23 protein-coding genes are annotated in these 25,566 nt (G+C 65.2%); 15 read left to right on the top strand and 8 right to left on the bottom strand.

Annotation, left to right across the window (positions count from 1 at the left end):
• Positions 1 to 47: 47 nt before the first annotated feature.
• Positions 48 to 2,237: a bifunctional diguanylate cyclase/phosphodiesterase gene (locus X566_RS11060; RefSeq protein WP_034466160.1), complete on the bottom strand. Its 2,190-nt coding sequence runs from the start codon at positions 2,235 to 2,237 to the stop codon at positions 48 to 50.
• A 488-nt stretch (positions 2,238 to 2,725) separates the two neighbouring features.
• Here X566_RS11060 and mepA point away from each other — a divergent pair, with 488 nt between their 5' ends.
• From mepA to modC, 7 genes are all read left to right on the top strand, one after another.
• Entirely contained in the window at positions 2,726 to 3,658 is a 933-nt protein-coding gene (gene mepA, locus X566_RS11055) for a penicillin-insensitive murein endopeptidase (RefSeq protein ID WP_034466158.1), read from the top strand.
• A gap of 216 nt (positions 3,659 to 3,874) precedes the next feature.
• The gene (locus tag X566_RS11050; RefSeq protein WP_034466154.1) at positions 3,875 to 4,084 is read left to right on the top strand and encodes a molybdopterin-binding protein; all 210 of its coding nucleotides are present in this window, start codon (positions 3,875 to 3,877) and stop codon (positions 4,082 to 4,084) included.
• A 1-nt stretch (position 4,085) separates the two neighbouring features.
• Entirely contained in the window at positions 4,086 to 4,589 is a 504-nt protein-coding gene (locus X566_RS11045; protein ID WP_034466151.1) for a hypothetical protein, read from the top strand.
• A 36-nt stretch (positions 4,590 to 4,625) separates the two neighbouring features.
• Positions 4,626 to 5,117 carry a tRNA (N6-threonylcarbamoyladenosine(37)-N6)-methyltransferase TrmO gene (gene tsaA, locus X566_RS11040; protein ID WP_034466147.1) on the top strand — a complete coding sequence of 164 codons (492 nt, stop codon included), beginning with the start codon at positions 4,626 to 4,628 and terminating at the stop codon, positions 5,115 to 5,117.
• Positions 5,118 to 5,342: 225 nt separating this feature from the next.
• Positions 5,343 to 6,125 carry a molybdate ABC transporter substrate-binding protein gene (modA, locus tag X566_RS11035; RefSeq protein ID WP_034466145.1) on the top strand — a complete coding sequence of 261 codons (783 nt, stop codon included), beginning with the start codon at positions 5,343 to 5,345 and terminating at the stop codon, positions 6,123 to 6,125.
• A gap of 97 nt (positions 6,126 to 6,222) precedes the next feature.
• Complete coding sequence (gene modB / locus X566_RS11030) at positions 6,223 to 6,918, top strand: molybdate ABC transporter permease subunit (protein ID WP_034466143.1); 696 nt, start codon at positions 6,223 to 6,225, stop codon at positions 6,916 to 6,918.
• A 2-nt stretch (positions 6,919 to 6,920) separates the two neighbouring features.
• Positions 6,921 to 7,610 (top strand): molybdenum ABC transporter ATP-binding protein, encoded by a 690-nt coding sequence (gene modC / locus X566_RS11025; RefSeq protein ID WP_034466140.1) that lies wholly within the window; start codon positions 6,921 to 6,923, stop codon positions 7,608 to 7,610.
• Positions 7,611 to 7,668: 58 nt separating this feature from the next.
• Here modC and X566_RS11020 read toward each other — a convergent pair whose 3' ends face one another.
• Complete coding sequence (locus tag X566_RS11020) at positions 7,669 to 9,468, bottom strand: potassium/proton antiporter (RefSeq protein ID WP_034466138.1); 1,800 nt, start codon at positions 9,466 to 9,468, stop codon at positions 7,669 to 7,671.
• A 324-nt stretch (positions 9,469 to 9,792) separates the two neighbouring features.
• Between X566_RS11020 and X566_RS11015 the strand changes: the two genes are divergently transcribed.
• From X566_RS11015 to map, 3 genes are all read left to right on the top strand, one after another.
• Positions 9,793 to 11,115: a mechanosensitive ion channel family protein gene (locus X566_RS11015; RefSeq protein ID WP_034466137.1), complete on the top strand. Its 1,323-nt coding sequence runs from the start codon at positions 9,793 to 9,795 to the stop codon at positions 11,113 to 11,115.
• A gap of 50 nt (positions 11,116 to 11,165) precedes the next feature.
• Entirely contained in the window at positions 11,166 to 11,900 is a 735-nt protein-coding gene (sfsA, locus tag X566_RS11010) for a DNA/RNA nuclease SfsA (RefSeq protein WP_034466134.1), read from the top strand.
• Positions 11,901 to 12,081: 181 nt separating this feature from the next.
• On the top strand, positions 12,082 to 12,912 hold the full coding sequence (gene map / locus X566_RS11005; protein ID WP_034466132.1) for a type I methionyl aminopeptidase: 831 nt from the start codon (positions 12,082 to 12,084) through the stop codon (positions 12,910 to 12,912).
• A 24-nt stretch (positions 12,913 to 12,936) separates the two neighbouring features.
• Here the strand turns inward: map and X566_RS11000 are convergent, their stop codons facing one another.
• A complete protein-coding gene (locus X566_RS11000; RefSeq protein ID WP_034466130.1) occupies positions 12,937 to 14,373 on the bottom strand; it encodes an MFS transporter in 1,437 nt (478 codons plus the stop codon).
• Between the two features lie 128 nt (positions 14,374 to 14,501).
• Here X566_RS11000 and X566_RS10995 point away from each other — a divergent pair, with 128 nt between their 5' ends.
• Positions 14,502 to 15,215 carry a metalloregulator ArsR/SmtB family transcription factor gene (locus tag X566_RS10995; protein WP_244434719.1) on the top strand — a complete coding sequence of 238 codons (714 nt, stop codon included), beginning with the start codon at positions 14,502 to 14,504 and terminating at the stop codon, positions 15,213 to 15,215.
• 136 nt (positions 15,216 to 15,351) lie between these two features.
• A complete protein-coding gene (gene radC / locus X566_RS10990) occupies positions 15,352 to 16,065 on the top strand; it encodes a RadC family protein (RefSeq protein ID WP_051444014.1) in 714 nt (237 codons plus the stop codon).
• Positions 16,066 to 16,077: 12 nt separating this feature from the next.
• Here radC and X566_RS10985 read toward each other — a convergent pair whose 3' ends face one another.
• From X566_RS10985 to X566_RS10965, 5 genes are read right to left on the bottom strand one after another with little or no spacing between them, the layout of a single operon-like run.
• A complete protein-coding gene (locus tag X566_RS10985) occupies positions 16,078 to 16,806 on the bottom strand; it encodes an AprI/Inh family metalloprotease inhibitor (RefSeq protein WP_081740137.1) in 729 nt (242 codons plus the stop codon).
• Positions 16,807 to 16,808: 2 nt separating this feature from the next.
• Entirely contained in the window at positions 16,809 to 17,792 is a 984-nt protein-coding gene (locus X566_RS10980; RefSeq protein WP_034466125.1) for a 2-hydroxyacid dehydrogenase, read from the bottom strand.
• On the bottom strand, positions 17,792 to 18,565 hold the full coding sequence (locus X566_RS10975) for an ABC transporter permease (protein WP_244434718.1): 774 nt from the start codon (positions 18,563 to 18,565) through the stop codon (positions 17,792 to 17,794). The genes X566_RS10980 and X566_RS10975 overlap by 1 nt, the downstream gene beginning before the upstream one ends.
• A gap of 47 nt (positions 18,566 to 18,612) precedes the next feature.
• Positions 18,613 to 19,401, bottom strand: a complete 789-nt coding sequence (locus X566_RS10970) for an ABC transporter ATP-binding protein (RefSeq protein ID WP_034466121.1) — start codon at positions 19,399 to 19,401, stop codon at positions 18,613 to 18,615.
• A gap of 7 nt (positions 19,402 to 19,408) precedes the next feature.
• Positions 19,409 to 20,449, bottom strand: coding sequence for an ABC transporter substrate-binding protein (locus X566_RS10965; protein WP_034466119.1), 1,041 nt, complete (start codon positions 20,447 to 20,449; stop codon positions 19,409 to 19,411).
• Positions 20,450 to 20,604: 155 nt separating this feature from the next.
• Between X566_RS10965 and X566_RS10960 the strand changes: the two genes are divergently transcribed.
• The 3 genes from X566_RS10960 (at position 20,605) to treS (ending at position 25,544) form a co-directional block, all read left to right on the top strand.
• Entirely contained in the window at positions 20,605 to 21,423 is an 819-nt protein-coding gene (locus tag X566_RS10960; protein WP_034466118.1) for a creatininase family protein, read from the top strand.
• Between the two features lie 198 nt (positions 21,424 to 21,621).
• The gene (locus X566_RS10955) at positions 21,622 to 21,900 is read left to right on the top strand and encodes a hypothetical protein (protein WP_034466116.1); all 279 of its coding nucleotides are present in this window, start codon (positions 21,622 to 21,624) and stop codon (positions 21,898 to 21,900) included.
• Positions 21,901 to 22,232: 332 nt separating this feature from the next.
• Positions 22,233 to 25,544 (top strand): maltose alpha-D-glucosyltransferase, encoded by a 3,312-nt coding sequence (gene treS / locus X566_RS10950; protein ID WP_034466114.1) that lies wholly within the window; start codon positions 22,233 to 22,235, stop codon positions 25,542 to 25,544.
• Positions 25,545 to 25,566 lie beyond the last annotated feature (22 nt).

Raw genomic sequence — 25,566 nt, 5'->3', positions numbered from 1 at the left:
ACGGGTCTTCGATCAGCGCATGCACCGAGACGAACCGGCGGCCCTGATCAGGCGACGAGCTGCTGCTGGCGCGCCATCATCGCCAGCACCTCTTCCTGCGGACGCGCCTTGCTGAACAGGAAGCCCTGCCCTTCGTGACAGCCTTCCCGGCGCAGGCAGCCGAGCTCGTCTTCGGTTTCGATTCCTTCGGCCGTGACGGTGACGCCGAGGCCGCGGCCGAGGCTGACGATCGCCCGCACGATCGCCTGCGCGTCCTGATTGCCGGCGAGACCCCGCACGAAGGTCTGATCGATCTTGATCTTGTCGAACGGGAAGCTGCGCAGATAGCTCAGCGACGAATAGCCGGTGCCGAAATCGTCCATCGACATGCGGACGCCGAGCATCCGCAGCGCATGCAGCGTGGCGAGCACCTGGTCGCTCTTGTCGAGCAGCAGCGTTTCGGTGATCTCGAGTTCGAGCCGCCTTGCCGGCAAGCCGGACTGCTTCAGCGCATCCATTACGACGGCGAGCAGGTTGCCGTTGCGGAATTGCAGGGGCGACAGATTGACGGCGACCCGCGCATCGCCCGGCCATTGCGCGGCCTCGCTGCAGGCGCGGCGCAGGATCGCGCTGCCGAGCTGGCCGATAAGCCCGGTCTCCTCGGCGACCGGGATGAACTCGGACGGCGGAACCATGCCGCGCTCCGGATGCGGCCAACGCACCAGCGCCTCGAAGCCGGTGATGCGGCCGGAACTCAGGTCGATCAACGGCTGATAATACGGCCGCAGCACGCAATCCTCGATCGCCGCACGCAGATCGACCTCGAGCTTGCGCCGCGTCTGCGCTTTCGCATCCATGCCGGCTTCGAAGAAGCTGAAGGTGCCGCGCGCGGCGGCCTTCGACCGCGACAGCGCGAGATCCGCGTTCTTCAACAGCGTATCGGCGCTGTCGCCGTCGCCGGGCGCGATGGCGATGCCGGCACTCGCCGTGACGACGACCGTGTGCCCTTCGATCAGATATGGCTCGCCGATCACGTCGATCAGCCGCTGCGCCGTCAGCCCCGCATCTTCCGGCCGCGCGATCCCCTGCTGGATGACGACGAATTCGTCGGCGCCGAGACGGGCGATGAAGTCCTCCTCGCGCAGGGACGAACGCAGCCGCTTCGACACGCCGCACAGCAGCCGGTCGCCGACGCCGTGGCCCAACGCATCGTTGATGACTTTGAAGCCGTCGAGATCGATGCACAGCACCGCAACCTTTTGACCACTGCGCCGTGTCAGCACCAGCAGGTCGTCGAGCCGCTCGCGCAGCATCGCGCGGTTCGGCAGGCCGGTCAATCCGTCGTGCTGCGACATGAAGGCGAGCCGCGCCTCGGCGCGCTTGCGCTCGGTGATGTCCATCAGTGCCAGCAGCATCGCCGGCCGGTTTTCATGCATCAGCTGGCGCGAGTAGATCGCGACGTCGATCAGACTTCCGTCCGCCTTGACATGCTTCCAGACGCGCGCGGCGCGCTCGTCGCTCGCCTGCTCGCTGCTCCAGGGCGCTTCCGCCTCGAACGCCTGCAGGTTGCGAATGTTCATGCATTCGAAGGCGCCGCGATCGTAGCCGTAGTGGTCGACCGCCGCATCGTTGACCGCAAGCACGCTTTCGTCGTCGAGCGCGCAGACGATCATCGGCACCGGATTGCCTTCGAACAACAGGCGGAACGACTCCTCCCGCTGCTTCAGTTCGGTGATGTCGACGCGCAGACCGACCACGCCGCCGTCACCGGTCAAGCGCTCCTCGATCAGGATGACACGGCCGTCGGTCAGCTTCTGCTCGTGGCGCTCGCCCGGACGATAGAGCCGCTGCAGCCGTTCGTTGAGCCAGGCCTCCTCGCGGCCGGCCGCATCAGGATAGTCGCCGCGGGCGACGCCGACGCGCAGCGTGTCCTCCAGCTTGGCGCCGGTCCTGAACAGGTCGGAGGTGGCGTGATAGATCTCGGCGTATTTCTTGTTCCAGAGAATGTAGCGGCCTTCGGCATCGAGAAACACGATGCCCTGCGGCAGAATGTCGATCGCCTCGCGCAGCCGTTCATGGGCGAGGCGGGATTCGGCAACCGCCCTCTCGGCTTCGGCGCGCTTGCGGACGATTTCACCGATCTCACGCGAGGTCTTCAGAACCTTGCCACCTGCTTTGGGCAGACAGGCGCGATGGGCGCGCCGGACGCGGCGTTGGAGTTTCGCGCCGCTTGTTGTCTTTGGCCGATACGACGGCATAGCACACACTCACCGACACATTTTCAACCACTGCTTGTGCGCGAATTGTCTGAAAAAAAGGTATCTCCGTCCGCTCGTGGTTGATGCATCAGCCGATTGCACGAGCAGCGCTGCCGTACCAACAGGCGGTCCCGTCGTCCTGGCGAAGATCCCAGAAACCCTGATTTTCCGCATACAACTGCGCAACGCGGCGCGGCGACGCGGCGCCGGCAAGGGCGCGATGCGTGTCTGCTCATGGGGCAGGCGGACGCGCACGAATTTTGGCCAAACGGCGACATCGTTAACGGAGGCTTGCCGTAGCTGTGGCTTGCGCATGCGCGGCACCGCGCACAGGCCCAGTCGACGATCGCGATCGCGCGGATGCAGGACCAAAGCCCGCGGCGGCACGACCAGCGGGCCGGCGCGGAGAGCTTAACCAACGAGACGAATCTCGCCTCAATTTTTTCACAAGCTATACTTTAACCACGCTAATTGGCTATACCTTAACCATGCAGTTTCACCGCATCGCTCTCCCAGCGCTTGTCGCAATGCATATGGCGGTGCCCGCGCTCGCTCAGGAGACGGGCTCGGTCAATCCGAAGCCGCTGCCCCCGCTCGCCAATCCGAACGATCCGAATGTGGCCGCCAAGCAGCTGTTCGGTCGCAAGCTGACGCCGGCCAATCTGCAAACCCGTTCGATTGGCTTCTATGCGAAAGGCTGCCTCGCCGGCGCGCGGGCCCTGCCGATCAACGGCGACACCTGGCAGGTGATGCGATTGTCGCGCAACCGCAACTTCGGCCATCCGGAGCTGATTGCGCTGTTGGAGCGGCTGGCGAAGAAGGTGCCGAAGGTATCGAACTGGCCGGGCCTACTGGTCGGCGACATCTCGCAGGCGCGCGGCGGGCCGATGCTGACCGGACATGCGAGCCATCAGGTCGGGCTCGATGCGGACATCTGGCTGACGCCGATGCCGCGGCGCGAACTGACCCGGCTGGAGCGGGAAGAGATGTCGGCGACGATGGTGGTCGCGCCGAACCGGCTCGACGTCGATCCGAAGGTCTGGAGCCGCAGCCACGTCGCCGTCATCAGAGCTGCAGCGCAGGAGCCGGATGTCGAGCGCATCTTCGTCAACGCCGCGATCAAGAAAGCGCTCTGCCGCGACGCCGGCAACGGCGATCGCTCCTGGCTCTCCAAGGTTCGGCCGATGTACGGCCACGACTATCACTTTCACATCCGCATCAAGTGCCCTGCGGGCAGCGACGACTGCACGCCGCAGGAACCGCCGGCTTCGTCCGAAGGCTGCGCCGCGAGCGACCTCGCCTATTGGTTCTCCGATGCGGTGCTGCATCCGAAGCCACCGAAGACACCACCCAAGCCGAAGCCGCCGATGACGCTTTCGCAACTGCCGCCGGCCTGCAAGCAGGTGCTGCTTGCGCCCTAACGCACGCCTTGCCGGCGCGCTGCCTTGAAGCGTCCGGCGCTTTTGCTAGACTGCCAGAAACGGCCTGCCGTCACGCGGCCGTTGCAAACGGAACGGCGGTTCCTGTCTCAGTCCCTGACATAACCGGCGCGCGCTTGCGCGCCGTGCGGCCAGTCATCGAGCGTTCAGGCACCCAGCCTTATCGATGATCGGCCCATCACCAGCACGGGAATCGCCATGCGTATCAGCGCACGCAATCAGATCAGCGGCACCATCGTCGATGTCATCAAGGGCGCGACCACCTCGCATGTCCGCGTCGATATCGGCGACGGCACGATCATCACCGCGTCGATCACCAACGCGGCCGTCGACGACCTCGGCCTGAAGACCGGCGGCAAGGCGACCGTGGTCATCAAGGCCTCGGACGTGATGATCGCGGTCGACTGAGATGATCCGCATCACAGCGCTGGCGGCCGCGCTCGGGCTTCCCGCCGCAGCCCTCGCCCAAGAGCCGCATGGCTGCGACGGCTTCAGATGGCCGATCGCGCGCGAACGCGCGTTGCTGACGGCGGCGGCGGACGGCACCGTCGCATCCGGCGCCAAGTTGACGCAGATGCCCGCAGCGGTGCGCATCACGCTGCAACCGTTCGACAAGGCGACGCTGCCGCGGCCGCCAGAGCGCAAGCCTAAGGATCCCGCGAGCTTCGCTGGCGCCGTCACCATCGCAATCGACAAGCCCGGCACCTATACCGTGAGCCTGTCCGCCTATAGCTGGGTCGATGCGATTCAGAACGGCGCGTACCTGAAACCTGCCGCCTTCAGCGGCGCCACCGGCTGCGACGGCATTCGCAAGAGCGTCAAGTTCACGCTGCGCGCTGAACCGCTGGTGCTGCAGGTGAGCAGTGTCGCGTCGGAGACCATATCCGTCGCCATCGCACCCGTAGCCGACTGACCGACCATCACGCCGCCGCCGAATGCGAGAGATGCCATGGTCCGCCTGAACGAAATCCGCGACAACGAAATCGCCGTCGCGATGCCGCCCGCCAATGACGCTGGCCTTCTCTTCATCGGCCGTATCCGCACACCCTGGACCTCGCGGCTGGAATGTCCGCGCCAGGGCCGCGCCGACGGACCGGTCTGCCGCATCGAGATCGACGAGCCATGGACGCTCGCGCTGGACGGCGTCGAGGATTTCGAACGGCTGGAGGTGCTGTACTGGCTGCACCAATCGCGGCGCGATCTGGTCAAGCAGAGCCCGGCCAACGACGGCGCCACGCGCGGGACCTTCGCGCTGCGCACGCCCGTCCGGCCGAACCCGATCGGAACCAGCGTCGTCCACCTGATCGCACGCGAAGGCAGCATGCTGCTGGTGCGCGGGATCGACTGCCTCGACGGCACGCCGCTGTTGGACATCAAACCCGATCGTACGCTGTTCACGCCGATCGCGCCGCCGCAACCGGGCGATTTCCAGACCGGCTGACGCCAACGACGACAGATCGGGTGGCGATCCGTCGCATCGCAAATTTTGCGGCGATTGTCCCCTTTGATTGCGACGGCGTTCCTGCTAGTTTCCGCCCGTGATGCCTTGCCACGCCGTAAGCGTTGGCTTGGCTCGCGGAACGGCGCTTCCGCTTCATCGCATCCCCTTCATTGACGCTGCCGCACCAGCCTGCGGCCGTCGATCTTCGTTCCGTGGAGCGCCGCCATGTTTCGCCTGTCCCGCCGATCCTTCGTCTTCGCGCTGCTGCTGGCTTGCGCCGGCCAGCCCGCGCTTGCCCAGGATAAAACCATCACCGTCTTCGCCGCTGCTTCGCTGAAGAATGCCATCGACGACATCAACGTCGCCTACACCGCCAGGACCGGCGTGAAGGTCAACGCCAGCTATGCGGCGAGCTCCGCGCTCGCCCGCCAGCTCGAACAGGGTGCGCCGGCGGACGTGTTCGCCTCCGCCGATCTCGAATGGATGGACTACGCCATCCAGAAGAAGACGATCGCCGAATCCACCCGCATGAACCTGCTCGGCAACAAGATCGTGCTGATCGCGCCGAAGGACTCGACGGTCGCCAACGTCACCATCGGCCAGGGCTTCGACCTCGCCAAGCTCGCCGGCGACGGCCGCGTCGCCACCGGCGACGTGCAGTCGGTCCCGGTCGGCAAATACGCAAAGGCGGCGCTGGAGAAGCTCGGCTCGTGGCCGGCAGCCGCGCCGAAGTTCGCGATGGCCGACAGCGTCCGCGCCGCGCTGACGCTGGTCGCCCGCAAGGAAGCAGCGCTCGGCATCGTCTACGAGACCGATGCCAAGGTCGAGCCCGGCGTCAAGATCGTCGCCACCTTCCCGGCCGACTCGCATCCGCCGATCATCTATCCATTCGCGGCGACCGCGACGGCGAAGCCCGAGACGACGGCGTATCTCGCGTTCCTGCGCTCGGATGGCCGCGCCGTGTTCGAGAAGTACGGTTTCACCGTGCTGGTCAAGCCGACCTCGTAACCCGGCTTGCCACGGCCTGCGATGATGAGAGCCTGTCGGCGGACCTCTGCTCTGCAGCTTACCGGCGAAGGGCTTGGTTTTCACGTTGAGTTCTGGTGTGTTTGATCTTTCCCCGGCCGCTTGGACGGCGATCACGCTGACCCTGCAGATCGCCGTCGTGGCAACCTTCGTGGCGACACCGATCGGCATCGGCGTCGCCTGGATTCTCGCGCGCAAGCGCTTTCCCGGCAAAATGCTGGTGGAGGCGCTGGTGCATTTGCCGCTGGTGTTGCCGCCGGTCGTGACCGGCTACCTGCTGCTGCTCAGCTTCGGCCGACGCGGTCCGATCGGTGCCTTCCTCGCCGACACCTTCGGCATCGTGCTGTCGTTCCGCTGGACCGGAGCCGCGCTCGCCTGCGGGATCATGGCGTTTCCGCTGCTGGTGCGGCCGATCCGTCTCTCGTTCGAGACCGTCGACATGCGTCTCGAACAGGCGGCCAAGACGCTCGGCGCGAGCCCGTTGCGCGCCTTCATCACCATCACCCTGCCGCTGGCGCTGCCCGGCATCATCGCCGGCATGGTGCTGTGCTTCGCCAAGGCGATCGGCGAATTCGGCGCGACCATCACCTTCGTCTCCAACATCCCCGGCGAAACCCAGACCATTGCATCGGCCGTGTACGCGCTGATCCAGACGCCGAGCGGCGACCGCGAGGCGATGCAGCTCATCATCGTCTCGATCGTGCTCGCCTTCGGCGCGATGCTGGCCTCGGAATGGTTCGCCCGGCGTGCGGTGCAGCGGCTGCGGGGAGACTGATCATGCTGCGCGTTGACGTCACGAAAATCTTGGGAGCGACCACGATCGAGGCCGCGTTCGAAAGCGACGGCGGCGTCACCGCTCTGTTCGGTCGCTCCGGCTCCGGCAAGACCTCGCTGATCAACATGATCGCCGGCCTCATTACGCCCGACCGCGGCCGCATCGAACTCGACGGCGAGGTGCTGGATGATCGCGACCGGCGCATCCACGTTCCGGCACATCGGCGGCGCATCGGCTACGTCTTCCAGGATGCGCGGCTATTCCCGCATCTCAGCGTGGCGCAGAACCTCGACTATGGCCGCCGCATGAACGGCCTGAAGCCGGATGGCGCCGCCCGTGATCGCATCGTGCAGCTGCTGCACCTCGAGGCGCTGCTGGACCGGCGCCCCGGCAAACTCTCCGGCGGCGAGAAGCAGCGTGTCGCGCTCGGCCGTGCGCTGCTCGCGCGGCCGCGCCTCTTGCTGCTCGACGAACCGATCGCCTCGCTCGACAAGGAACGCAAGGCCGAGATCCTGCCTTACCTGATCCGGCTGCGCGACCAAGCGGGCATCCCGATGGTCTATGTCAGCCACGAGGCCGATGAGGTGCGGCTGTTGGCAAACCAGGTGATCCGGCTGCAGGCCGGCAAGGTGGCCGCGCGCGGCGGCATCGACGTGCTGCCGCAGCAGGACGGATTCGCGCTCACGACGTAACGGGTATCGGAGCGAGGCCGCAAGGCGCGTTCAACATAAGGCTGCCTGCGCTTTGCAATCAGAGCGATTCGACGAAGCTCTTCCAGGCTTGCCGCACCTTGCGCTTGGCGCGTTCACGCCCCTTCGGCGGCGGTGCCTGCGGCTCCTCGTCCTCCGGCAGGCGCAAGCCGACCACGTTGACGCGGCCACCGCCGATGTGCCGGACCACCAGCACGATCTCGCCGATCGGCAGGGTGTCGTCGATCCGCGGCGCGTGATCGAGGTTGATGTCGAAGAAATCGGCCAGTGTCAGGGCCGCCTGAGTGGGATCGACGGCGACGCCGTAGACTTCGGCGAGGTTGCCGAGGGTGATGTCGCCCGAGACCATGAAGTCGCCGAACATATGCGGATCGACCGGCGGCGCGGATGGCATGTCCTGGAAGAACCGGTCGAGCGAATCCGCCTTCTCCGGCGGCGCCAGCAGGTAGACGTAGTCGCCGGCCGTCACCGGTTCCGCCTCCTGGGGTGTGAAGATCTGTTCGCTGCGGATGATCAGCGTCGGCTTCGACCACGACGGGATCACCCGCCGCTTCAGGAACAGGCTGTTCTTGCGTACACGGTAACCGACCAGCTCCTGCTCGAGCTGTCCGGGCAAATCGAGCTCGACCCGCCGCAGCGTCCGCTCGGTGCGCGGCAACGCGACGTTCAACCGGCGCGCGGCCCAGGCGATGGTCCAGCCCTGCACGAGCAGAGAAACCATGACGACGACGAAGGCGATATCGAAGTAGACCGCGCCGTTCGGCAGATCGACCAGGAGCGGGATGGAGGCCAGGAAGATCGCCACCGCACCCCGCAGACCGACCCATGAAATGAACATCTTCTCCCGTCGCGGAAACGGAAACGGCGCGAGGCACAGGAACACGGCCAAGGGCCGCGCCACGAACATCAGCACCAAGGCCACCGCCAGCGCCGGCAGGAAGGTGGTGCCGAGCCGTTCCGGCGACACCAACAGGCCGAGCAGCACGAACATCACGATCTGCGCAAGCCAGGTCGCCGCATCAAGGAACACCACCACCGAATTGTGCGCGCGCGTCGGCCGGTTGCCGATGACGATGCCAGCGAGATAGACCGCGAGAAAGCCCGAGGAGTGGACGCTCTGGGCGATGCCGAAGATCACGACGGCAGCGGTGGCAACGAACGGCGCATGCAGGCCCTGCGGCAGCGCCACGCGGTTCAGCCCCAGCACCACCAGCCGGCCGCAGACGATGCCGATCACCGTGCCCAGCCCGAGTTCGCGTACGAAGTCCCATATCACCGAGCCGGGCGTGCTCTTGCCGACCGCCAATAGCTCGACCAGCATCAGCGTGAGAAAGATCGCGAACGGATCGTTGGTGCCGGATTCCACCTCGAGCGTCGCGCCGACGCGCGGCCGCAGACGAAGCCCGCGGCCATGGATCAGCAGGAAGACCGCTGCCGCGTCGGTGGAGGCGACCACCGCGCCGACCAGCAGCGCCTCGATCCAGTTCATGCCGAGGGTATACTTCGCGACCGGCGCGGTGATCACGGCGGTCAGCAGCACGCCGACCGTGGCCAGCACGGCCGACGGGGCAACCACCGCCTGGATGGCGCTGAGCTTCGTCTTCAAGCCCCCGTCGAACAGGATCAAGGCCAGCGCGACCGAGCCCACGAGATAGGCCGAGCGGACATCGTCGAAACGGATTCCGCCAAAGCCGGAATCTCCGGCCAGCACGCCGACGAACAGGAAGACCAGCAGCAGGGGGGCGCCGAAGCGGAGCGCGATCAGGCTCGACAGGATGCCTGCCATGACCAGGATGGCGCCCAGCAGGATGGCTATGCTTACCGAGTCGAGCGACGCCATATCATTTCCGCAATTCGCACCCTCTATGACCTCCTTATCGTCCGTCGCTTGCGACGCCAACCCTATAGTCCCTTGCCTGGTATGAATTCGGAGTCAGCGGCGTCCGGGCCACCGGCCTTCCCCGTTGCGGCGATGCCTCGGCCATAGGCAGCGGCTTCGCCTGGCGTATAAAAGCAAGGGATCGAATCACTGAGTGCGTAAGACCAGCCGCTGCCGGCACAGGGATGGCAAACCATGACCGTACTTGCCGGGTGGCCCTTGAACGCGATGACCCCGACCCAGACGCGCGCCTGAACGAGAGACGGTTGAACAGAGAACCCGCCGATGCCCGGAATCGACGACATCTATGAATTTCTGCAAAACCTGTTGCGGTCGATCGGCGCCGAGGTCACCTCGCCCTGGTTCTATTTCCAGATCGGCATGATCCTGGCTGGCGCCGGCATCGCCCATCTTGCAGCCTTGTGGGTGCGATCGAAGGTCGACGTGACGTCGGTCGCCATGGGCTGGCTCGCCCCGTTCCGCATGATGATGCGGGTGCTGATCGGCAACGCCGCCATCGCCGCCTTCGCGATCCTGATGATGGTCGCACGCATCGTCATGGTGGCGTCCACCTGGCCGAGCCGCAGCTACCTGCTCGCCATCGCCGCCAAGCTGGCCGTCGCCTGGCTGCTGATCCGCCTCGCCACCAGCCTGATCCGCAACGAGACCGCGGTCCGCCTCGTCTCGCTGTCCGCCTGGTTCGTGGCCGCGCTGAGCATCGTCGGCCTGCTCGACCAAACCGTCGCCGCACTGGACTCGGTCGAGCTGATGGTCGGCGGGCTCCGCCTGACGCCGCTGCTGGCGATCAAGGTCTCGGTGCTGCTGGCGCTCGCGCTCTGGCTCGCGAACGTCGCCGGCAACATCATCGATGCCTGGATCGCCACCCTGCACGACCTGACGCCCTCGGTCCGGGTGCTGATCAGCAAGCTCGCGCGCATTCTGCTGATCTCCTTCGCGGTGGTGGTGGTGCTGGCGGCCGCGGGCGTCGACCTGTCGGCGCTGGCGATCTTCTCCGGCGCCGTCGGCGTCGGCATCGGTTTCGGCCTGCAGAAGATCGTCGGCAACTTCGTCTCCGGCGTCATCCTGCTCGCCGACAAGTCGGTCAAGCCCGGCGATCTCGTCACCATCGGCGACAGCCACGGCCAGGTGCGGGCCATGAACACCCGCTACATTTCGGTCTCCGCCAATGACGGCCGCGAATTCCTGATTCCGAACGAGAAGCTCGTCACCGAGCGGGTGGTGAACTGGACCTATTACGACACCAACACCCGCGTCGATGTCGCATTCGCCACCAGCTACGACGCCAACCCGCGCCGGGTCTGCGAGATCGCCATCGAGATCGCCAAGGCGACGCCGCGCGTCGCCAAGGTCAAGCCGCCGTCCTGCAGCATCGTCGAATTCGCCGACCAGGCGATGAAGTTCTCGCTGTCGTTCTGGATCACCGATCCGGACAAGGGCATCGGCAATGTCCGCAGCCAGGTGATGCTCGGGCTGTGGGATGCTTTCAAGATCGAGGGCTCCGACAGCAGCTATCCGATCCGCGACATGCGCATCGACGACGCGCCGCCCGCCGCTCCGGATTCGGCGATCGAAGCGCATCTGCGCTAACCTGCCGGCCCGCCATGCCGTTCGATCCGATCACGCCTTCCCGATAGACCATGCAGTTTGCAGGAGACTTGATTCCGGCGACGCTGCTGAAGCGCTACAAGCGCTTCCTCGCCGACGTCCGACTTGCCGACGGCAGCATCGTCACCGTGCATGTCGCCAATCCCGGCGCCATGATCGGGCTGCAAACGCCCGGCGCCCGCGTTCTGCTGTCGCGCTCACCCAATGCCAAGCGCAAGCTGCCGTTGTCCTGGGAGCTGGTGGAGGCCGATTTCGGCACCGGCAGCGAATTCGTCGGCATCAACACCGGCCATCCGAACACGATCGTCGCCGAGGCGCTGGCGGCCCGCGCGATTCCGGAGCTTGCCGCCTATTCGACGATCTGCCGCGAGGTGAAGTACGGCAAGGCGTCGCGGGTCGATTTCCTGCTCGAAGCGGACGGCCTGCCGCCCTGCTATCTCGAGGTCAAGAACGTGCACCTGATGCGCCAGCCGGGCCTTGCGGAATTCCCCGACAGCGTCACCGCCCGCGGCGCGCGCCATCTCGACGAGCTGTCGGCGATGGTCGCTGCTGGCGCCCGCGCCGTGATGCTGTTCCTGATCCAGATCGGCTCCGCGGACCGTTTCGCGCTCGCCCGGGACATTGATCCCGTCTACGGCCTGGCTTTTGATCGTGCCCGCGCGGCCGGGGTCGAGGCCTTGGCCTACACGTGCCTGGTGCGCCGGGACGGCATCGTTCTGAGTCGCGCCGTCCCCATCGCCGAACCGCCACCTGGTGGCGGAACCTGATCTCGGGGAACTGGCGACCACGAAAATATCAACCTGGTCAACGGATTGCGTGAAACAGGCTGCTAAGGGGCAATGGCTGCCACCTCCTGAACGCGCTTGCGCCGCGACATTCAGCGTTTACATTGAAGGGCATCGCGCACGATCACCGGCGCCCCCTTACATCGCAGAATCTCATCGCCCTATGAACTACGTCGAAGCTGCCCAGGCGCCCCTCCGCAAGACCGGCCAGATCAAGTTGCACGGCCCCGCCGCCTTCGCCGGCATGCGCAAGGCCGGCGCGCTGGTGGCCGAGTGCCTGGATTTGCTGGCGGACGAAGTGAAGCCAGGCGTTCCGACCTCGCACATCGACGACGTCGTCCGCGACTTCGCCCTCAGCCGCGGCGCCATTCCGGCGACGCTGATGTATCGCGGCTACCGCTATTCCACCTGCACCTCGATCAACCATGTGGTCTGCCACGGCATGCCGGGCGACCGGCCGCTCAAGGAAGGCGACATCGTCAACATCGACGTGACCTTCATCGTCGATGGCTGGCATGGCGACTCCAGCCGGATGTATCCGGTCGGCGAAATCTCGCGCAAGGCCGAACGGCTGATCGATGTCACCTATGAGGCCATGATGCGCGGTATCGCCGCCGTGAAGCCCGGCGCGACCACCGGCGACATCGGCCATGCGATCCAAAGCTTCGTCGAGCCGCAGCAGATGAGCGTGGTGCGCGACTTCTGCGGTCACGGGCTCGGGCGCATGTTCCACGATGAGCCGAACATCATCCATGTCGGCCGTCCGGGCGAAGGCATCGTGCTGCGGCCCGGCATGTTCTTCACCATCGAGCCGATGATCAACCTCGGCAAGCCGCATGTGAAGATCCTGTCCGATGGCTGGACCGCGGTGACCCGCGACCGCTCGCTGTCGGCCCAATTCGAGCACGCCGTCGGCGTCACCGAAACCGGCGTCGAGATCTTCACGCTGTCGCCGGGCAAGCGCGACAAGCCGCCTTACGTCACTGCGGGATAATCCCCGCACCGCCGCGACCGGCCATCACTCGGCCGGCTGTGTCTGCCTTGCCGGACGCATCGGCGAGCGGCGGGCGATGATCCATAGGCACAGCAACGGACAGATCGCGAAAGCGGCGAACAGCCAGCGCGCGGCATTGGCCGTGCCGGCGGTCCCGCCAGGCTCGGCGAGGCCGGCGAGATTGGCGATCATGCCCGCCAGCGCGGCGCCAAGCGCCGTGGCAAACAACTGCACCGTGGTAATCGACGCGGAGGCGAGCGCCTGCTGGTCCCGCGGCGCCACCTGCAACACACGGGTCAACAGGTGCGGCCAGGCGAGGCCGACACCGAAACCGATGCTGAACAGCGCGACGCAGATCAGCGCCAGCACCAGCCAGTCGCCGCCGGTTTGGACCGGCATCAGTACCGCAAGCATCGACATGCCGGTGACGCCGAGAACGGGGCTGACCAGAACCGCGCGACTGACACCCTTGCTGCCCAGGCTCGAGCTCGTGATCGAGCCCACGGTCCATCCCGCAGCCATCAGCGCCGCGAGGTACCCGGCCGCGAGTGGCGACTGCGCATGCAGCACCTGCAGGAACAGCGGGACGAACACTTCACTGCTGGTGACAGTGACGGCGAGCAGCGACATCACTGCATAGAGCGAACCCAGCGTCGCCGAGAGCTGAAACGCGCCGTCCGGCAGCAGCCGATCGGTGGCCCGGCGCTCGACCGCGATCAGCAGCAGGGTCAACGTCAGCGCGCCGGCGGCCCCAGCGAAGTTGCGGCTGATATTCGCCGACACGCTGCCGATCGAGACGACCAGGACGGCGGCGATCAGCAGTACGAGCTGGCTGAGTGGAAGCGCCGCCGCTCCATCGCGGTCGCCCATCTGCCGCGGCAGCACCGTTGCCGCCAAAACACCGAACAGCACGGCGAGCGGCACGAGCGACCAGAAGGCGGCGCGCCAGACGCCGAATTCGGCGAAGACGCCCCCGATCGCGGGACCGACCAGCGTCGCCACGCCCCACATGCCGGACACCAGCGCCATCGCCCGCGACCACAACGCCTCGGCGAACACCAGACGGATCATCGCGTAAGACAGCGACAGCAGGAATCCGCCGCCGAACCCTTGGACGAAGCGGCCCGCCAGCATCACCGGCATCGACGGCGCGAAGCCGCAAATCGCCGTTCCGATCGCAAAGGCCACGGCGGAGATCGCATAAGCGTTGCGCGGGCCAGCATGCAGCAGCAGCTTCGACGACAGCGCCGAGCCAAGGATCGAGGCGGCGACGAACAGGGTCGTATTCCAGGCGTAATAGTCGAGGCCGCCGATATCCGTCACCACCGACGGCAGGATGGTGGTGGCGATGTAGACGTTGATCGCGTGCAGGGCGACGCCACCGGCCAGCGCCAGCGAGCGAACCGCGTTGGCCCCGGACAATAATGCACCCCAGCCGGGCTCCGGTTTCGGGTTCGACATGCGGCAGTTCCTTATTGAGACACGCAAGACGGGCTTGGCGGGATCGGCACCTCCTGCGAGCGGCTTGCGCTCACCGGAGCGACAGGTTATTTTCAAAGTAGAAGCTTTGTTTATTTGCAGTGCAAAATATGTCAAGTCACGACATGGAGAAGGGCTTGGAAGAGAAGGGCTGGGAGAAGAAGGACCCAGAGAAGCCCGAGTGGCTGCCGCGCCCGGTGGCCGACCGCCTGCTCGTGCTGCTGAAATCGCGCGGGCCGCAAACCGCCGCCGACCTCGGCCGGACCTTGGGGACGACCGGCGAGAATGCGCGCCAGCAGCTCACCCGGCTCGCGGCCGAAGGCCTGGTCGCCGCCCGAACCGAGGCGCGCGGTGTCGGCCGCCCGACCCAGGTGTGGCAACTGACCGAGACGGGCCATGGCCGCTTTCCCGACACCCACGCCGAACTGACGCTGCAGTTGCTGCGCGCGGTGCGCGAGACGTTCGGGGCCTACGCGCTCGACCGGCTGATCGACATGCGCGAAGATGACATGCTGAAAGCCTATCAGCAGGAGCTGAGCGGCGCCGACGACATCCGCGAGCGGGTGAAGCGGCTTGCCGGCATCCGCTCGCGCGAGGGCTACATGGCGGAGTGGCGCGAGCAGGACGACACGCTGCTGCTGCTCGAGAACCATTGTCCGATCTGCGCCGCAGCAGCCACCTGCCAGGGCTTCTGCCGCTCCGAGCTTGCGGTGTTTCAGGACGTGCTCGGGCCGGATGTGGAGGTCGAACGCATCGAGCACATTCTTGCCGGCGCGCGCCGCTGTGCCTACCGGATCAAGCCGAAAGCCGCCCCGCAGGCTTAGGCGCCGACGAGCGGACGCTTGCGTCTTGGTGATTTGCGTCTTGGCGATTTGCGTCTTGGCGATTGCAAATCTCCGCCACTGCGGCATGCTCGGTGGACGATCCGAACAGCTTCGGGCAGCACGCCCCCGGACACCAATGCCCCCGGACTCTAAGGCCTCCACCGTCGCAACCGCCGATATGCCGCACTATCATGGCCATCGTGAACGGCTGCGCGCCCGCTTCCGCGACGCAGGCGCCGACGCGCTGAGCGACTACGAGCTGCTGGAGATGGTGCTGTTTCGGGCGCTTCCGCGGCGCGACGTGAAGCCGCTCGCCAAGACGCTGGTGACGACGTTCGGCTCGTTCGCCGAAGCCGTGAACGCGCCGGAGGCGCGGCTTGCGCAAATCTCCGGCCTCGGCGAGGCGGCCATCACCGAACTGAAGCTGATTGCCGCGTCCGCGCACCGCATTGCCAAGGGCGCGATCAAAAATCGCGTCACGCTCGCGTCCTGGGCCGCAGTGATCGACTACTGCCGGACGGCGATGGCCTTTGCCGACGTCGAGCAATTCCGCATCCTGTTTCTCGACAAGCGCAACCAACTGATCGCCGACGAGGTGCAGCAGACCGGGACGGTCGATCACACCCCCGTCTACCCGCGCGAGGTGGTCAAGCGCGCGCTCGAACTGTCGGCGACGGCCGTGATCCTGGTCCACAACCACCCCTCCGGCGATCCGGCACCCTCGCGCAGCGATATCGAGATGACGCGCTCGATCGTCGAAATCGCCAAGCCGCTCGGCATCGAAATCCACGATCATGTTATTGTTGGCAAGAACGGCCATGCCAGCCTCAGGGCGATGAAGCTGATCTGACGTTCGCCCAGGTTACTGGCGCACCAGCAGGACCGGATCGGCGGCCGAGCGCGGCACCCGTTCCCACTGCGCGTTGTCGTCAGCCTCGAAGCGCCATGTCTCGCCCTTGGCCGAGACCATCAGCAGTTCGCCACGTTCCATCCGCCAAGCCGTCGGCGCGAAGCCTGTGATCAGCGCATCGCAGCGCGGCTTCACGAACAGCTGAAAGTTGTCATTGCCGGCATCGTTGTTGGTCAGCGTCAGCGAGCAGATCGCACGCCCGTTGCCGCGCACCACGGACCAGTCGCCGATCATCTGATCGGTCGAACGGGTGAGCTCGCGGGCCGCCGCCAGGTTCTGCAGGATGTACACGCCTTCGCCGGAGCGCAGGCCTTCGAAGATGCCGCTCTCGACTTCGGTGAAGTCGATCACCGGCTCGCCCTTGCCGTCCTGCAGGCGAACGATGTCGAGTCCCTTGATGCTCCAGGCGACGATATCTTTGGTGAACGGCAGCGAGTCGGCACACGCCTTCTCAAGCTCGAGCTTCTTGCCGAGCGGCGCGGCGTCGCCCTTCATGGTAACGACGCAGGTGCGGTCGCGGCCCGCCGTCGACAGCTCCCACTGCCCGACCATCTCTTTGGCGAGCTCCGTCGCATTCTGCGCCGACGCGCAATCGGAAAACAGCGTGTTTCCCGCAATCGTCCATATAGCCGCCGCTACCCCGATCCATCGAAGAGATAAGAACGGACTGCGGCGGCCCATGCTCAGCGGCCTTTCACGGGTGTTTCCGGAACCGGCGTCGGCGGTATCTTGCCGGCGAACCAATCCTTGATGTTCTCGACCACGAGCTGATCCATCGCCCCGCGCGTCAGCACCGATGCGGATGCGATATGCGGCAGCAGGACGACGTTAGAGAGTGCCTTCAGCGCTTCCGGCACCACCGGCTCGTTGGCATAGACGTCGAGGCCCGCCGCCAGGATGCTGCCGGACTTCAGCGCCTCGATCAGCGCCTCCTCATCAACGACGCTGCCGCGTGACAGGTTGACGATCACGCCGTTCGGCCCGAGCGCATTGATGACGTCCGCATTGACGAGCTTGCTGGTGGCCGAACCGCCCGGCGTCATCACCACCAGCGTATCCACCGCCTTGGCCATGTCGAGCAACTTCGGATAATGGCGATGCAACACGTTCGGATCGGCGCGGCGGGCGTGGTAGACGACCGGGATCTTCATCGCCTCCAGCCGGCGGGCGATCGCTTTGCCGATGCGGCCCATGCCGACCAGACCGACGGTGCGGTCGCGCATCGAGCCGACCGTAAGCGGATAGGGCTGGTTCGTCCACAGGCCGGACCGGACATAGCGATCCGCCTTGACGTATTCACGCACCGTACAGATCAGCAGGCCGAGCGCGGCATCGGCGGTTTCCTCGGTCAGAACGTCAGGCGTATGGGTGACGACGATCTTGTGGTCGCGTGCATACCCGACATCGATATGGTCGTAACCAACGCCGAAGGTCGAGACGATCTCGAGCTTCGGGAATTTCGACAGCATCGCCTGATCGACGCGGATCAGCTCGGTGACCGCGATGCCGCGAATACGTTCCGCCATCGCCGGCGCGATCCGGCCGAGGTCGCGCTGGTTCTCGAAGGTGTGCTGGACGAAGCCGTCACCGAGCGCCTTGGTGATGGTCAGCTTCGGCGGGCCGAACACCAGCACGTCGGGCTTTTCGGTCGATCCAGTGGCGGCCATCAGCTTTCCTTTCCAAGCGCGCTTTCATGCCAGCGACGTAGCACAAGATGCGATATCAGCGACAGGGTCATGAAGATGACAATGCCGGTGACGGAGAGCAACACCAGCGCCGCGAACATTCGGGGAATGTTGAGGCGGTAGCCGGATTCCGCGATCCGGTACGCCAGTCCGGAACCGGCGCCCGCCGAGCCGGCGGCGATCTCCGCCACCACCGCGCCGATCAGCGACAGGCCGCCAGCGATCCGCAGGCCACCGAGAATGTGCGGCAATGCCGAGGGCAGTTTCAGATGCCACAAGGTCTGTTCGCCCGAGGCGCCATAGAGAGCAAACAGCTCCTTCAGGTTCCGATCGACCGAGTTCAGGCCGAGCGTGGTGTTCGCCAGCACCGGGAAGAACGCCACGATCCAGGCACAGGCCACGACGGCCGCCTGCTGCGGCAGATAGATCAGCAGCAACGGAGCGATGGCGACGACCGGCGTGACCTGCAGGATCACGGCATAGGGATACAGCGAGTATTCGAGCAGGCGTGACCGGTTGAACAGGAAGGCCAGCGCAATGCCGCCGACAGCCGCCGCGGCAAATCCCTCGAACGTCGTCAGCAGCGTCACCAGCAACGACTGCGACAGGATCGGCCAATCCCGGACCAGCGTGCTAAACACCAGCCCCGGCGACGGCAGCACATAGGGCGGAATGTCATTGAGACGGACGACCAGGTCCCAGGCCAGAAGGCCGATCGCGAACGTGCCGAGCGGCAGCGCGTATCGCAGGATCATCCCCGCAGTGCCCTCTCCCGAAGATGCCGACCGGACATCGTCTGCCATCATGCGGCCTTCGTGTCGCTGGCCCGCGCCAGCGCCTGCGACACATCGCGGCAATAGCCGACGTAATCGGCCGAGGTCCGGAACGTCTCGCCGCGCGGTTCGCTCGTGCCGATGCCGAACGCTTCACTGACGCGTCCGGGCCTGGACGTCATCACCACGACGCGCTGCGACAGATACACCGACTCGAACACCGAATGCGTGACGAAGACGATCGTCCGGCGCGACCGTTGCCAGAGATCGAGCAGGTCGTTGTTGAGGCGAAACCGCGTGATCTCGTCGAGCGCCGCGAACGGCTCATCCATCAACAGAATGTCCGGATCGGTGACCAGCGCACGCGCCAACGAGACGCGCATCTTCATGCCGCCGGACAGTTCGCGTGGATAAGCCTTGGCAAAATCCGCAAGCCCGACCGAGGCCAGGGCTGCATCGACGCGGTCGCGGATGCTGTCGCGGCCGTGCCGTTGCAGGCGGAGCGGAAGATAGACGTTGTCCCACACGCTTGCCCACGGCATCAGCGTCGGCTCCTGAAACACGAAGCCGATCGAGCGCTGCCGCTCCGCCTGAACCGCGTCCAACGCGACCGTGCCCGAGGTCGGCATCGTGAGCCCCGCGATCAGGCGCAACGCCGTCGACTTGCCGCACCCGGACGGCCCCAGCAACGAAACGAATTCGCCCGCCGCCACGTCAAGGTCGAACGGACCAAGCCCCTGCACGCCGCTGGCGAAAACCTTGGTGACGCCGCGCAGGCTGACGGCGCTGCCATGCTGGCCGGTTGCGGATGTGGACATGCGGCCGCTAGTTCTTCGGCCGCAGGTTCAATCCCACGCCCTTGTTGACGAAGCGCAGGGTGTAGCCCTTGCGATAGTCGATATCGGCGCGCACGACGCCGGCCTTCACCATCTTGTCAAAGAAGCTCGTCATCCGTGCATCGCTCATCGCGCCGATCCCGTCCTTCAGCGTATCGCCGGAATCGACGATCCCGTACTCCTTCATCTTCTCGACCGAGAACTTCAGGAGATCGTCGGTCATCTCCGGATTGAGCTTCTTGATCATGGCATTGCCGGCGGAGTTGTCGCCATAGATGTAGGTATACCAGCCGACGATCGACGCATCGACGAACCGCTGCACCAGATCCGGCTTGCTTTCGGCAAGCGCGCGTCGGGTTTCGATCAGCGTCGAATAGCTGTTGAAGCCGTAGTCGGCGATCAGCACAATGCTCGGCTTGAACCCGCCCTGCTTTTCGACGGTGAACGGCTCGGACGACACATAGCCCTGCATCGCGCTCTTCTTGTCAGCGAGGAACGGCTGCGGGTTGAAGGTGTAGGGCTTCACCTTGTTCTCGTCGAAACCGTACTCGGTCTTCAGCCACTGGAAGTAGCTGACGATGCCTTCCTTCGAGATGAACAGCGTCAGCGGCTTCAGATCCTCGAGCGTCTTCACATTGGCTTCCGGATGCGCGAGCAGGACCTGCGGCTCCTTCTGGAACATCGACGCCACGGCCACGGTCGGAATGTTGTTGGTCACCGCATCGAACGTCTGCAGCGAGTTCGCCGACATGAAGAAGTCGATCTTGCCCGAGATCATCAGGATGCGGTTGTTGACGTTGGGCCCGCCGGGCACGATGGTCACGTCGAGGCCATACCTCTTATAGGTGCCGTCCGCGACCGCCTGGAAGAAGCCGCCATGTTCCGCCTGCGCCACCCAGTTGGTCCCGAAAGACACCTTGTCGAGGGCAGCAGTCTGAGGCGCTGACGGCGTTTGCGCAGCGGCCAGCACCGGCATTCCCGCAACGATCAGGGCTACTGTTAACAATCGCACAAGCTTGGCGATGCTCATGATTGGACTCCATCCCCCATTTGGGCCCAAATAGGCCTATTGTTGCTCGAGCGGCAATCGCCCTGCGGACCCCGCCGGACGTTAACCTTGCTGCGACTTGAATCAAAATCCTCCCTGTGGGTTTTGGAGATCAAGCAACCTGGATACCGGCCCCCATGCGCGCACGTTCGCCAAATGACTGGACCGACCTCGACTGGCCGCAGCTTGCGGGCGGCGATCCGTCGCGCCTGATCGCGGTGCTGCCGCTGGGCGCCACAGAACAGCATGGGCCGCACCTGCCGCTCGGCACCGACATCATGATCGGCGAGGCTTATCTCGCGCGGGTGAAGGATATGCTGCCGCCGACGCTGCCGGTGCTGTTTCTGCCGCAGCAACCCGTCGGCATCTCCACCGAGCACATTGCGTTTCCCGGCACATTGACGCTGCCGACCGAGATCGCGTTGCAAAACTGGTCAGCGCTCGGCGCAAGCCTCGCGCGCGCCGGCATCCGCAAGCTGGTGATGGTGACGAGCCACGGCGGCAACAGCGCCGCGATGAGCCTGGTCGCGCAAGATCTGCGTGCACAGCACGCGATGCTGGCGGTGACCACGAGCTGGTCGCGATTCGGCGTGCCGGACGGCCTGTTCGACGACGCCGAAATCCGTCACGGCATCCATGGCGGGGCGATCGAAACGTCGATCATGCTCGCCGCCTGGCCCGATCAGGTGCGCACCGACAAGATCGCCAACTTCGCCCCGTCCAGCGTGGCGATGGCGCGCGATTTCACCTGGTTGAGCGCCGGCCGGCCGGTGCCGTTTGCCTGGGCGGCGCAGGACCTGCACCCGAGCGGTGCGGTCGGTGACGCGACGCAGGCCAGCGCCGACAAGGGCCACGCCGTGCTGGACCATGGTGCGCGGGCGTTCTGCGACTTGCTGCAAGACGTCGCCCGATTCGACCTGCAACGGCTGGCGCACGAGCCGGATTCTCGCGTTTAACCCGCCTAAATATTTGATTTAATGCCGCTATCCGAGCCCGGACGGTTTGCGAGGAGCAGCTGATCGCACTCATCCACGTCTATGTGATCTAAGTCACAAAGCTAGAACGCCGTCTCAAACCACTTTCGCCAAGGCCCCGACAAATGGGCAAGCAGGCCAGCACCGGCCCGCTGCGAACCCTGGAAACGGAGACTGACCATGTCGATCAAGACCAAGATTGCCACCCTCGCCATCGCCGCGCTTGCCATCACCGGCAGCATCGCCGCCTCGACTCAGGATGCCCACGCTGGCCCCAAAGGCAAGGCGATCGCTGCCGGCCTGCTCGGAGCCGCCGTCGTCGGCACCGCGATCGCTGCCTCGGCCGGACCGGATTACGGCTACGCCTATGGCTATGGCCACCGTCATTGCTACTGGCAGCCGCAATACAACGTGTTCGGCCAGTGGGTCGGCAACGCCCGCGTCTGCCGCATCCACTGACCCGATCAACCGGCGCGGCGCGTTCCGCACTCCGGATCGGCGGTTCAATGGTGAGCCGCCGCTGGACATCAACACCGAGAGCGGCCCGGCGCGCGCAGGTTCGTGCGCCGGCGCCGCCTTTTGGCGCGATAATCCTACCCTTCCACGGTTCCCACATGGAACCAAACCGGGTTCCAAACATTCTTTTCGTCTGAGCTGGCGGCCGTCACACGGGCGACGATCTTTCTTTGCATGCCACAGCATCCCAACACGGCGGGCAGAGGCAGCAAGGCAGCCGCTGGCCGCCAGACATCACCCCGCCGATCCCTTCGACCGGTGCGATTTGAATTGATATGAACGTCAGAGCCTCCCTTCATCGAAACACCGGAACGACCATCACCCCAGCGGGCGACACCCTGTGGTACAAGGACGCGATCATCTATCAGCTTCACGTCAAGGCGTTTGCCGACAGCAACAATGACGGCATCGGCGACTTCGCCGGACTGATCGAGAAGCTTGATTACCTGCAGGATCTCGGCGTCACCGCGCTCTGGTTGATGCCGTTCTATCCCTCGCCGGGGCGCGACGACGGCTACGACATCGCCGACTACGGCGCGATCAATCCCGACTTCGGCACAATGAAGGACTTCCGCCGCTTCATCGCCGAGGCGAAGCGGCGCGGCCTGCGCGTCATCACCGAGCTCGTCATCAACCACACCTCGGACCAGCATCCCTGGTTCCGACGCGCCCGCCGCAGCCCGCCGGGTTCGAGCGCCCGCGACTGGTATGTCTGGAGCGACAGCGACCAGAAATACAAAGGCACGCGCATCGTCTTCCCGGACGTCGAGAAATCCAACTGGACCTGGGATCCGGAAGCCAAGGCCTATTACTGGCATCGCTTCTTCTCGCACCAGCCCGATCTCAACTTCGATAATCCGCGCGTGGTCGATGCCGTGTCGCGGGTGATGAAGCGCTGGCTGGAGGCCGGCGTCGATGGCTTCCGCCTCGACGCGGTGACCTATCTCTGCGAACGCGAAGGGACCACCAACGACAACCTTCCCGAAACCCATGCGGTGATCAAACATCTGCGCAAGCAGATGGACGCCTACGCCAAGGACCGCATCTTCCTCGCCGAAGCCAATCTGTGGCCGGAGGATGTGCAGAGCTATTTCGGCAACGGCGACGAATGCCACATGGCCTATCACTTCCCGCTGATGCCGCGCATCTACATGGCGATCGCCCAGGAGGACCGTTTCCCGATCGCCGATATCCTGCGGCAGACGCCGGACATCCCGTTCAACTGCCAGTGGGCGATGTTCCTGCGCAACCACGACGAGCTGACGCTGGAGATGGTGACCGACAGCGAGCGCGACTACCTGTGGTCGACCTACGCTGCCGACCCGCGCGCCCGCATCAATCTCGGCATCCGCCGCCGTCTCGCGCCGCTGATGGACAACGATCGCCGCAAGATCGAGCTGATGAATTCGCTGCTGCTGTCGTTTCCGGGAACGCCGATCGTCTATTACGGTGACGAGATCGGCATGGGCGACAACATCTATCTCGGCGACCGCAACGGCGTTCGCACGCCGATGCAGTGGTCGCCCGATCGCAACGGCGGCTTCTCGCGCGCCGACCCCGCCCGGCTGTTCGCTCCAGTGATCATGGACCCGGTCTACGGCTACGAGGCGGTCAACGTCGAGGCGCAATCGCGCAGCATTTCCTCGCTCTTGAGCTGGATGAAGCGGCTGATCGCCGTGCGCAAATCGACCCTGGCTTTCGGCCGCGGCAGCATGGCCTTCGTACGTCCGAGCAACCGCGCGGTGCTCGCCTATGTCCGGCAGTATCAGGACGAGGTCATCCTGTGCGTCGCCAACCTCTCGCGCTCGGCACAGGCGGTCGAACTCGACCTGTCGCCCTGGAAGGGGCGGATCCCGCTGGAGATGCTCGGCCGCGCCGAATTCCCGACGATCGGCGACCGGCCGTACATGATCACGCTCGCGCCCTATGGCTTCTACTGGTTCAAGCTGACCGAGAAGCCGGCCTCGCCGCTCGATTCGCCGGCGCTGGTGCCGGAATTCGAAACGCTGGTGATTCCGGCCGGCTCCACCTGGGAGTCGCTCGGCCGCACCCGCGGCGTGTTCGACCGCGACGTGCTGCCGACCTACTTCTCGCGAATGCGCTGGTTCGCAGCCGAGAGCAACAGCGACGGTAACGGCAATCAGCCCGTTTCCGCAGCGCTCGCTGCGATGGTGCCGTTTGCCGACAGTGCAGACAACACCGCCGTTCCATGGCTGGCGATCGTTGATACCCAGAAACCGCATGCGGGCCGCTATCTGATCCCGATGCAGATCGACTGGCACCCGTTCGACCGCGAGCAGTTCAACCCCAATGCGCTCGCCGCCGTACGCCAAGGCTCTCGCGAGGGCACCCTGCTGGACGTTGCCGCCAATCCCGACTTCATCGCGCTGTTGCTGCAGGCGATGCGGGCAAAAGTCTCGACCGAGGCGCTCGGCTACCGGCTCGAGTTCGAGGCAACCGGTGCGCTCGCGGCCAAGCCGCCGAAATCGCTCAGTCCGATCCGCCTGTTCGATACCGGACACGCCTCGACCACCGTGAAGGCCGGCGACCACTACATCGTGAAGATCCAGCGCAAGCTCGAAAGCGGCGTCGATCCCGAGATCGAGGTCGGCAGCTTCCTGTCCGGTGTCGCAGGCTTTGCCAACACGCCGGCGCTGCTCGGCACGGTCAAGCTTGTGCATGGTGGCCATCGCACCGCGATCGCCAGCGTCCATGCCTTCATCCAGAATCAGGGAGACGCGTGGGCGGTCACCGCCTCCTATCTCGATCGCTTCATCGACGAACAGCGGCTGCTCGGCAACAGCGACGCCACCACCGAGAGCGACGAGCTGCTCTCCTACCAGCGCTATATGGCACTCGCCGGCAAACGTGTCGCGGAGATGCAGACGGCGCTCGCCAGCCGCGACGATATTGAAGATTTTCGGCCCGAGGCGGCGGCACCCGACGATGTCGCTCATCTGATCGATGATGCGGTGACGCGGGCGAAGCACCTCAATGCTCGGCTGCGCCGCGCCCGCGCCTCGATTCCGGAATCGACGGCACCGCTGGTCGATCAACTGCTCGCAGCCGAACACCAGCTCTACCGTCAATTTGAAGAGCTGTTGTCGAGCAAGCCCGACTGGATGAAGATCCGCACCCACGGCGATCTTCACCTCGCGCAGATGCTGGTGGTGAAGGACGATATCTACATCATCAATCTCGAAGGCGAGCCGCATTTGCCGCTCGCGCAGCGGCGGCGCAAGGGGCCGGCGGCGCGCGACGTGGCCGGCGTGATCCGTTCGATCGATTACTCCGTCGGCGCCGTCCGCGAACGTATGCTGAAGGTCTCGACCGACGACCAGGGGCGGCTTGGTGCCGCACTGGAGAGCTGGCGGGCGCAATCGATCACCACATTCCTGCACAGCTATGATGAAACGCTGACGAGGGTCGGACTCTGGCCGCAGTCAAAGCAGTCCGCAGACCGGATGCTGCATTTCTTCCTGCTGCAGAAAGCCGTACAGGAAATCGATCACGAGCTGCGGAATCGGCCGGACTGGCTGCGGGTCCCGCTTGCAGCGGCACTGCGGTTGCTGCAAGTGACACCCTAAGGTACGAACGGCTGCAAGCCGC

The organism is Afipia sp. P52-10 (assembly GCF_000516555.1).
Classification (GTDB): domain Bacteria; phylum Pseudomonadota; class Alphaproteobacteria; order Rhizobiales; family Xanthobacteraceae; genus P52-10.
The sequence above is the reverse complement of the archived record's forward strand: the minus strand, read 5'-3'. Positions and strand labels throughout refer to the sequence as shown.

Bases quoted from the DNA above. Each gene is read 5' to 3' on its own strand.
- X566_RS11060 (WP_034466160.1), bottom strand. From the start codon at position 2,237: ATGCCGTCGTATCGGCCAAAGACAACAAGCGGCGCGAAACTCCAACGC.
- mepA (WP_034466158.1), top strand. From the start codon at position 2,726: ATGCAGTTTCACCGCATCGCTCTCCCAGCGCTTGTCGCAATGCATATG.
- X566_RS11050 (WP_034466154.1), top strand. From the start codon at position 3,875: ATGCGTATCAGCGCACGCAATCAGATCAGCGGCACCATCGTCGATGTC.
- X566_RS11045 (WP_034466151.1), top strand. From the start codon at position 4,086: ATGATCCGCATCACAGCGCTGGCGGCCGCGCTCGGGCTTCCCGCCGCA.
- tsaA (WP_034466147.1), top strand. From the start codon at position 4,626: ATGGTCCGCCTGAACGAAATCCGCGACAACGAAATCGCCGTCGCGATG.
- modA (WP_034466145.1), top strand. From the start codon at position 5,343: ATGTTTCGCCTGTCCCGCCGATCCTTCGTCTTCGCGCTGCTGCTGGCT.
- modC (WP_034466140.1), top strand. From the start codon at position 6,921: ATGCTGCGCGTTGACGTCACGAAAATCTTGGGAGCGACCACGATCGAG.
- X566_RS11020 (WP_034466138.1), bottom strand. From the start codon at position 9,468: ATGGCGTCGCTCGACTCGGTAAGCATAGCCATCCTGCTGGGCGCCATC.
- X566_RS11015 (WP_034466137.1), top strand. From the start codon at position 9,793: ATGCCCGGAATCGACGACATCTATGAATTTCTGCAAAACCTGTTGCGG.
- sfsA (WP_034466134.1), top strand. From the start codon at position 11,166: ATGCAGTTTGCAGGAGACTTGATTCCGGCGACGCTGCTGAAGCGCTAC.
- map (WP_034466132.1), top strand. From the start codon at position 12,082: ATGAACTACGTCGAAGCTGCCCAGGCGCCCCTCCGCAAGACCGGCCAG.
- X566_RS11000 (WP_034466130.1), bottom strand. From the start codon at position 14,373: ATGTCGAACCCGAAACCGGAGCCCGGCTGGGGTGCATTATTGTCCGGG.
- X566_RS10995 (WP_244434719.1), top strand. From the start codon at position 14,502: ATGTCAAGTCACGACATGGAGAAGGGCTTGGAAGAGAAGGGCTGGGAG.
- radC (WP_051444014.1), top strand. From the start codon at position 15,352: ATGCCCCCGGACTCTAAGGCCTCCACCGTCGCAACCGCCGATATGCCG.
- X566_RS10985 (WP_081740137.1), bottom strand. From the start codon at position 16,806: ATGGGCCGCCGCAGTCCGTTCTTATCTCTTCGATGGATCGGGGTAGCG.
- X566_RS10980 (WP_034466125.1), bottom strand. From the start codon at position 17,792: ATGGCCGCCACTGGATCGACCGAAAAGCCCGACGTGCTGGTGTTCGGC.
- X566_RS10975 (WP_244434718.1), bottom strand. From the start codon at position 18,565: ATGATCCTGCGATACGCGCTGCCGCTCGGCACGTTCGCGATCGGCCTT.
- X566_RS10970 (WP_034466121.1), bottom strand. From the start codon at position 19,401: ATGTCCACATCCGCAACCGGCCAGCATGGCAGCGCCGTCAGCCTGCGC.
- X566_RS10965 (WP_034466119.1), bottom strand. From the start codon at position 20,449: ATGAGCATCGCCAAGCTTGTGCGATTGTTAACAGTAGCCCTGATCGTT.
- X566_RS10960 (WP_034466118.1), top strand. From the start codon at position 20,605: ATGCGCGCACGTTCGCCAAATGACTGGACCGACCTCGACTGGCCGCAG.
- X566_RS10955 (WP_034466116.1), top strand. From the start codon at position 21,622: ATGTCGATCAAGACCAAGATTGCCACCCTCGCCATCGCCGCGCTTGCC.
- treS (WP_034466114.1), top strand. From the start codon at position 22,233: ATGAACGTCAGAGCCTCCCTTCATCGAAACACCGGAACGACCATCACC.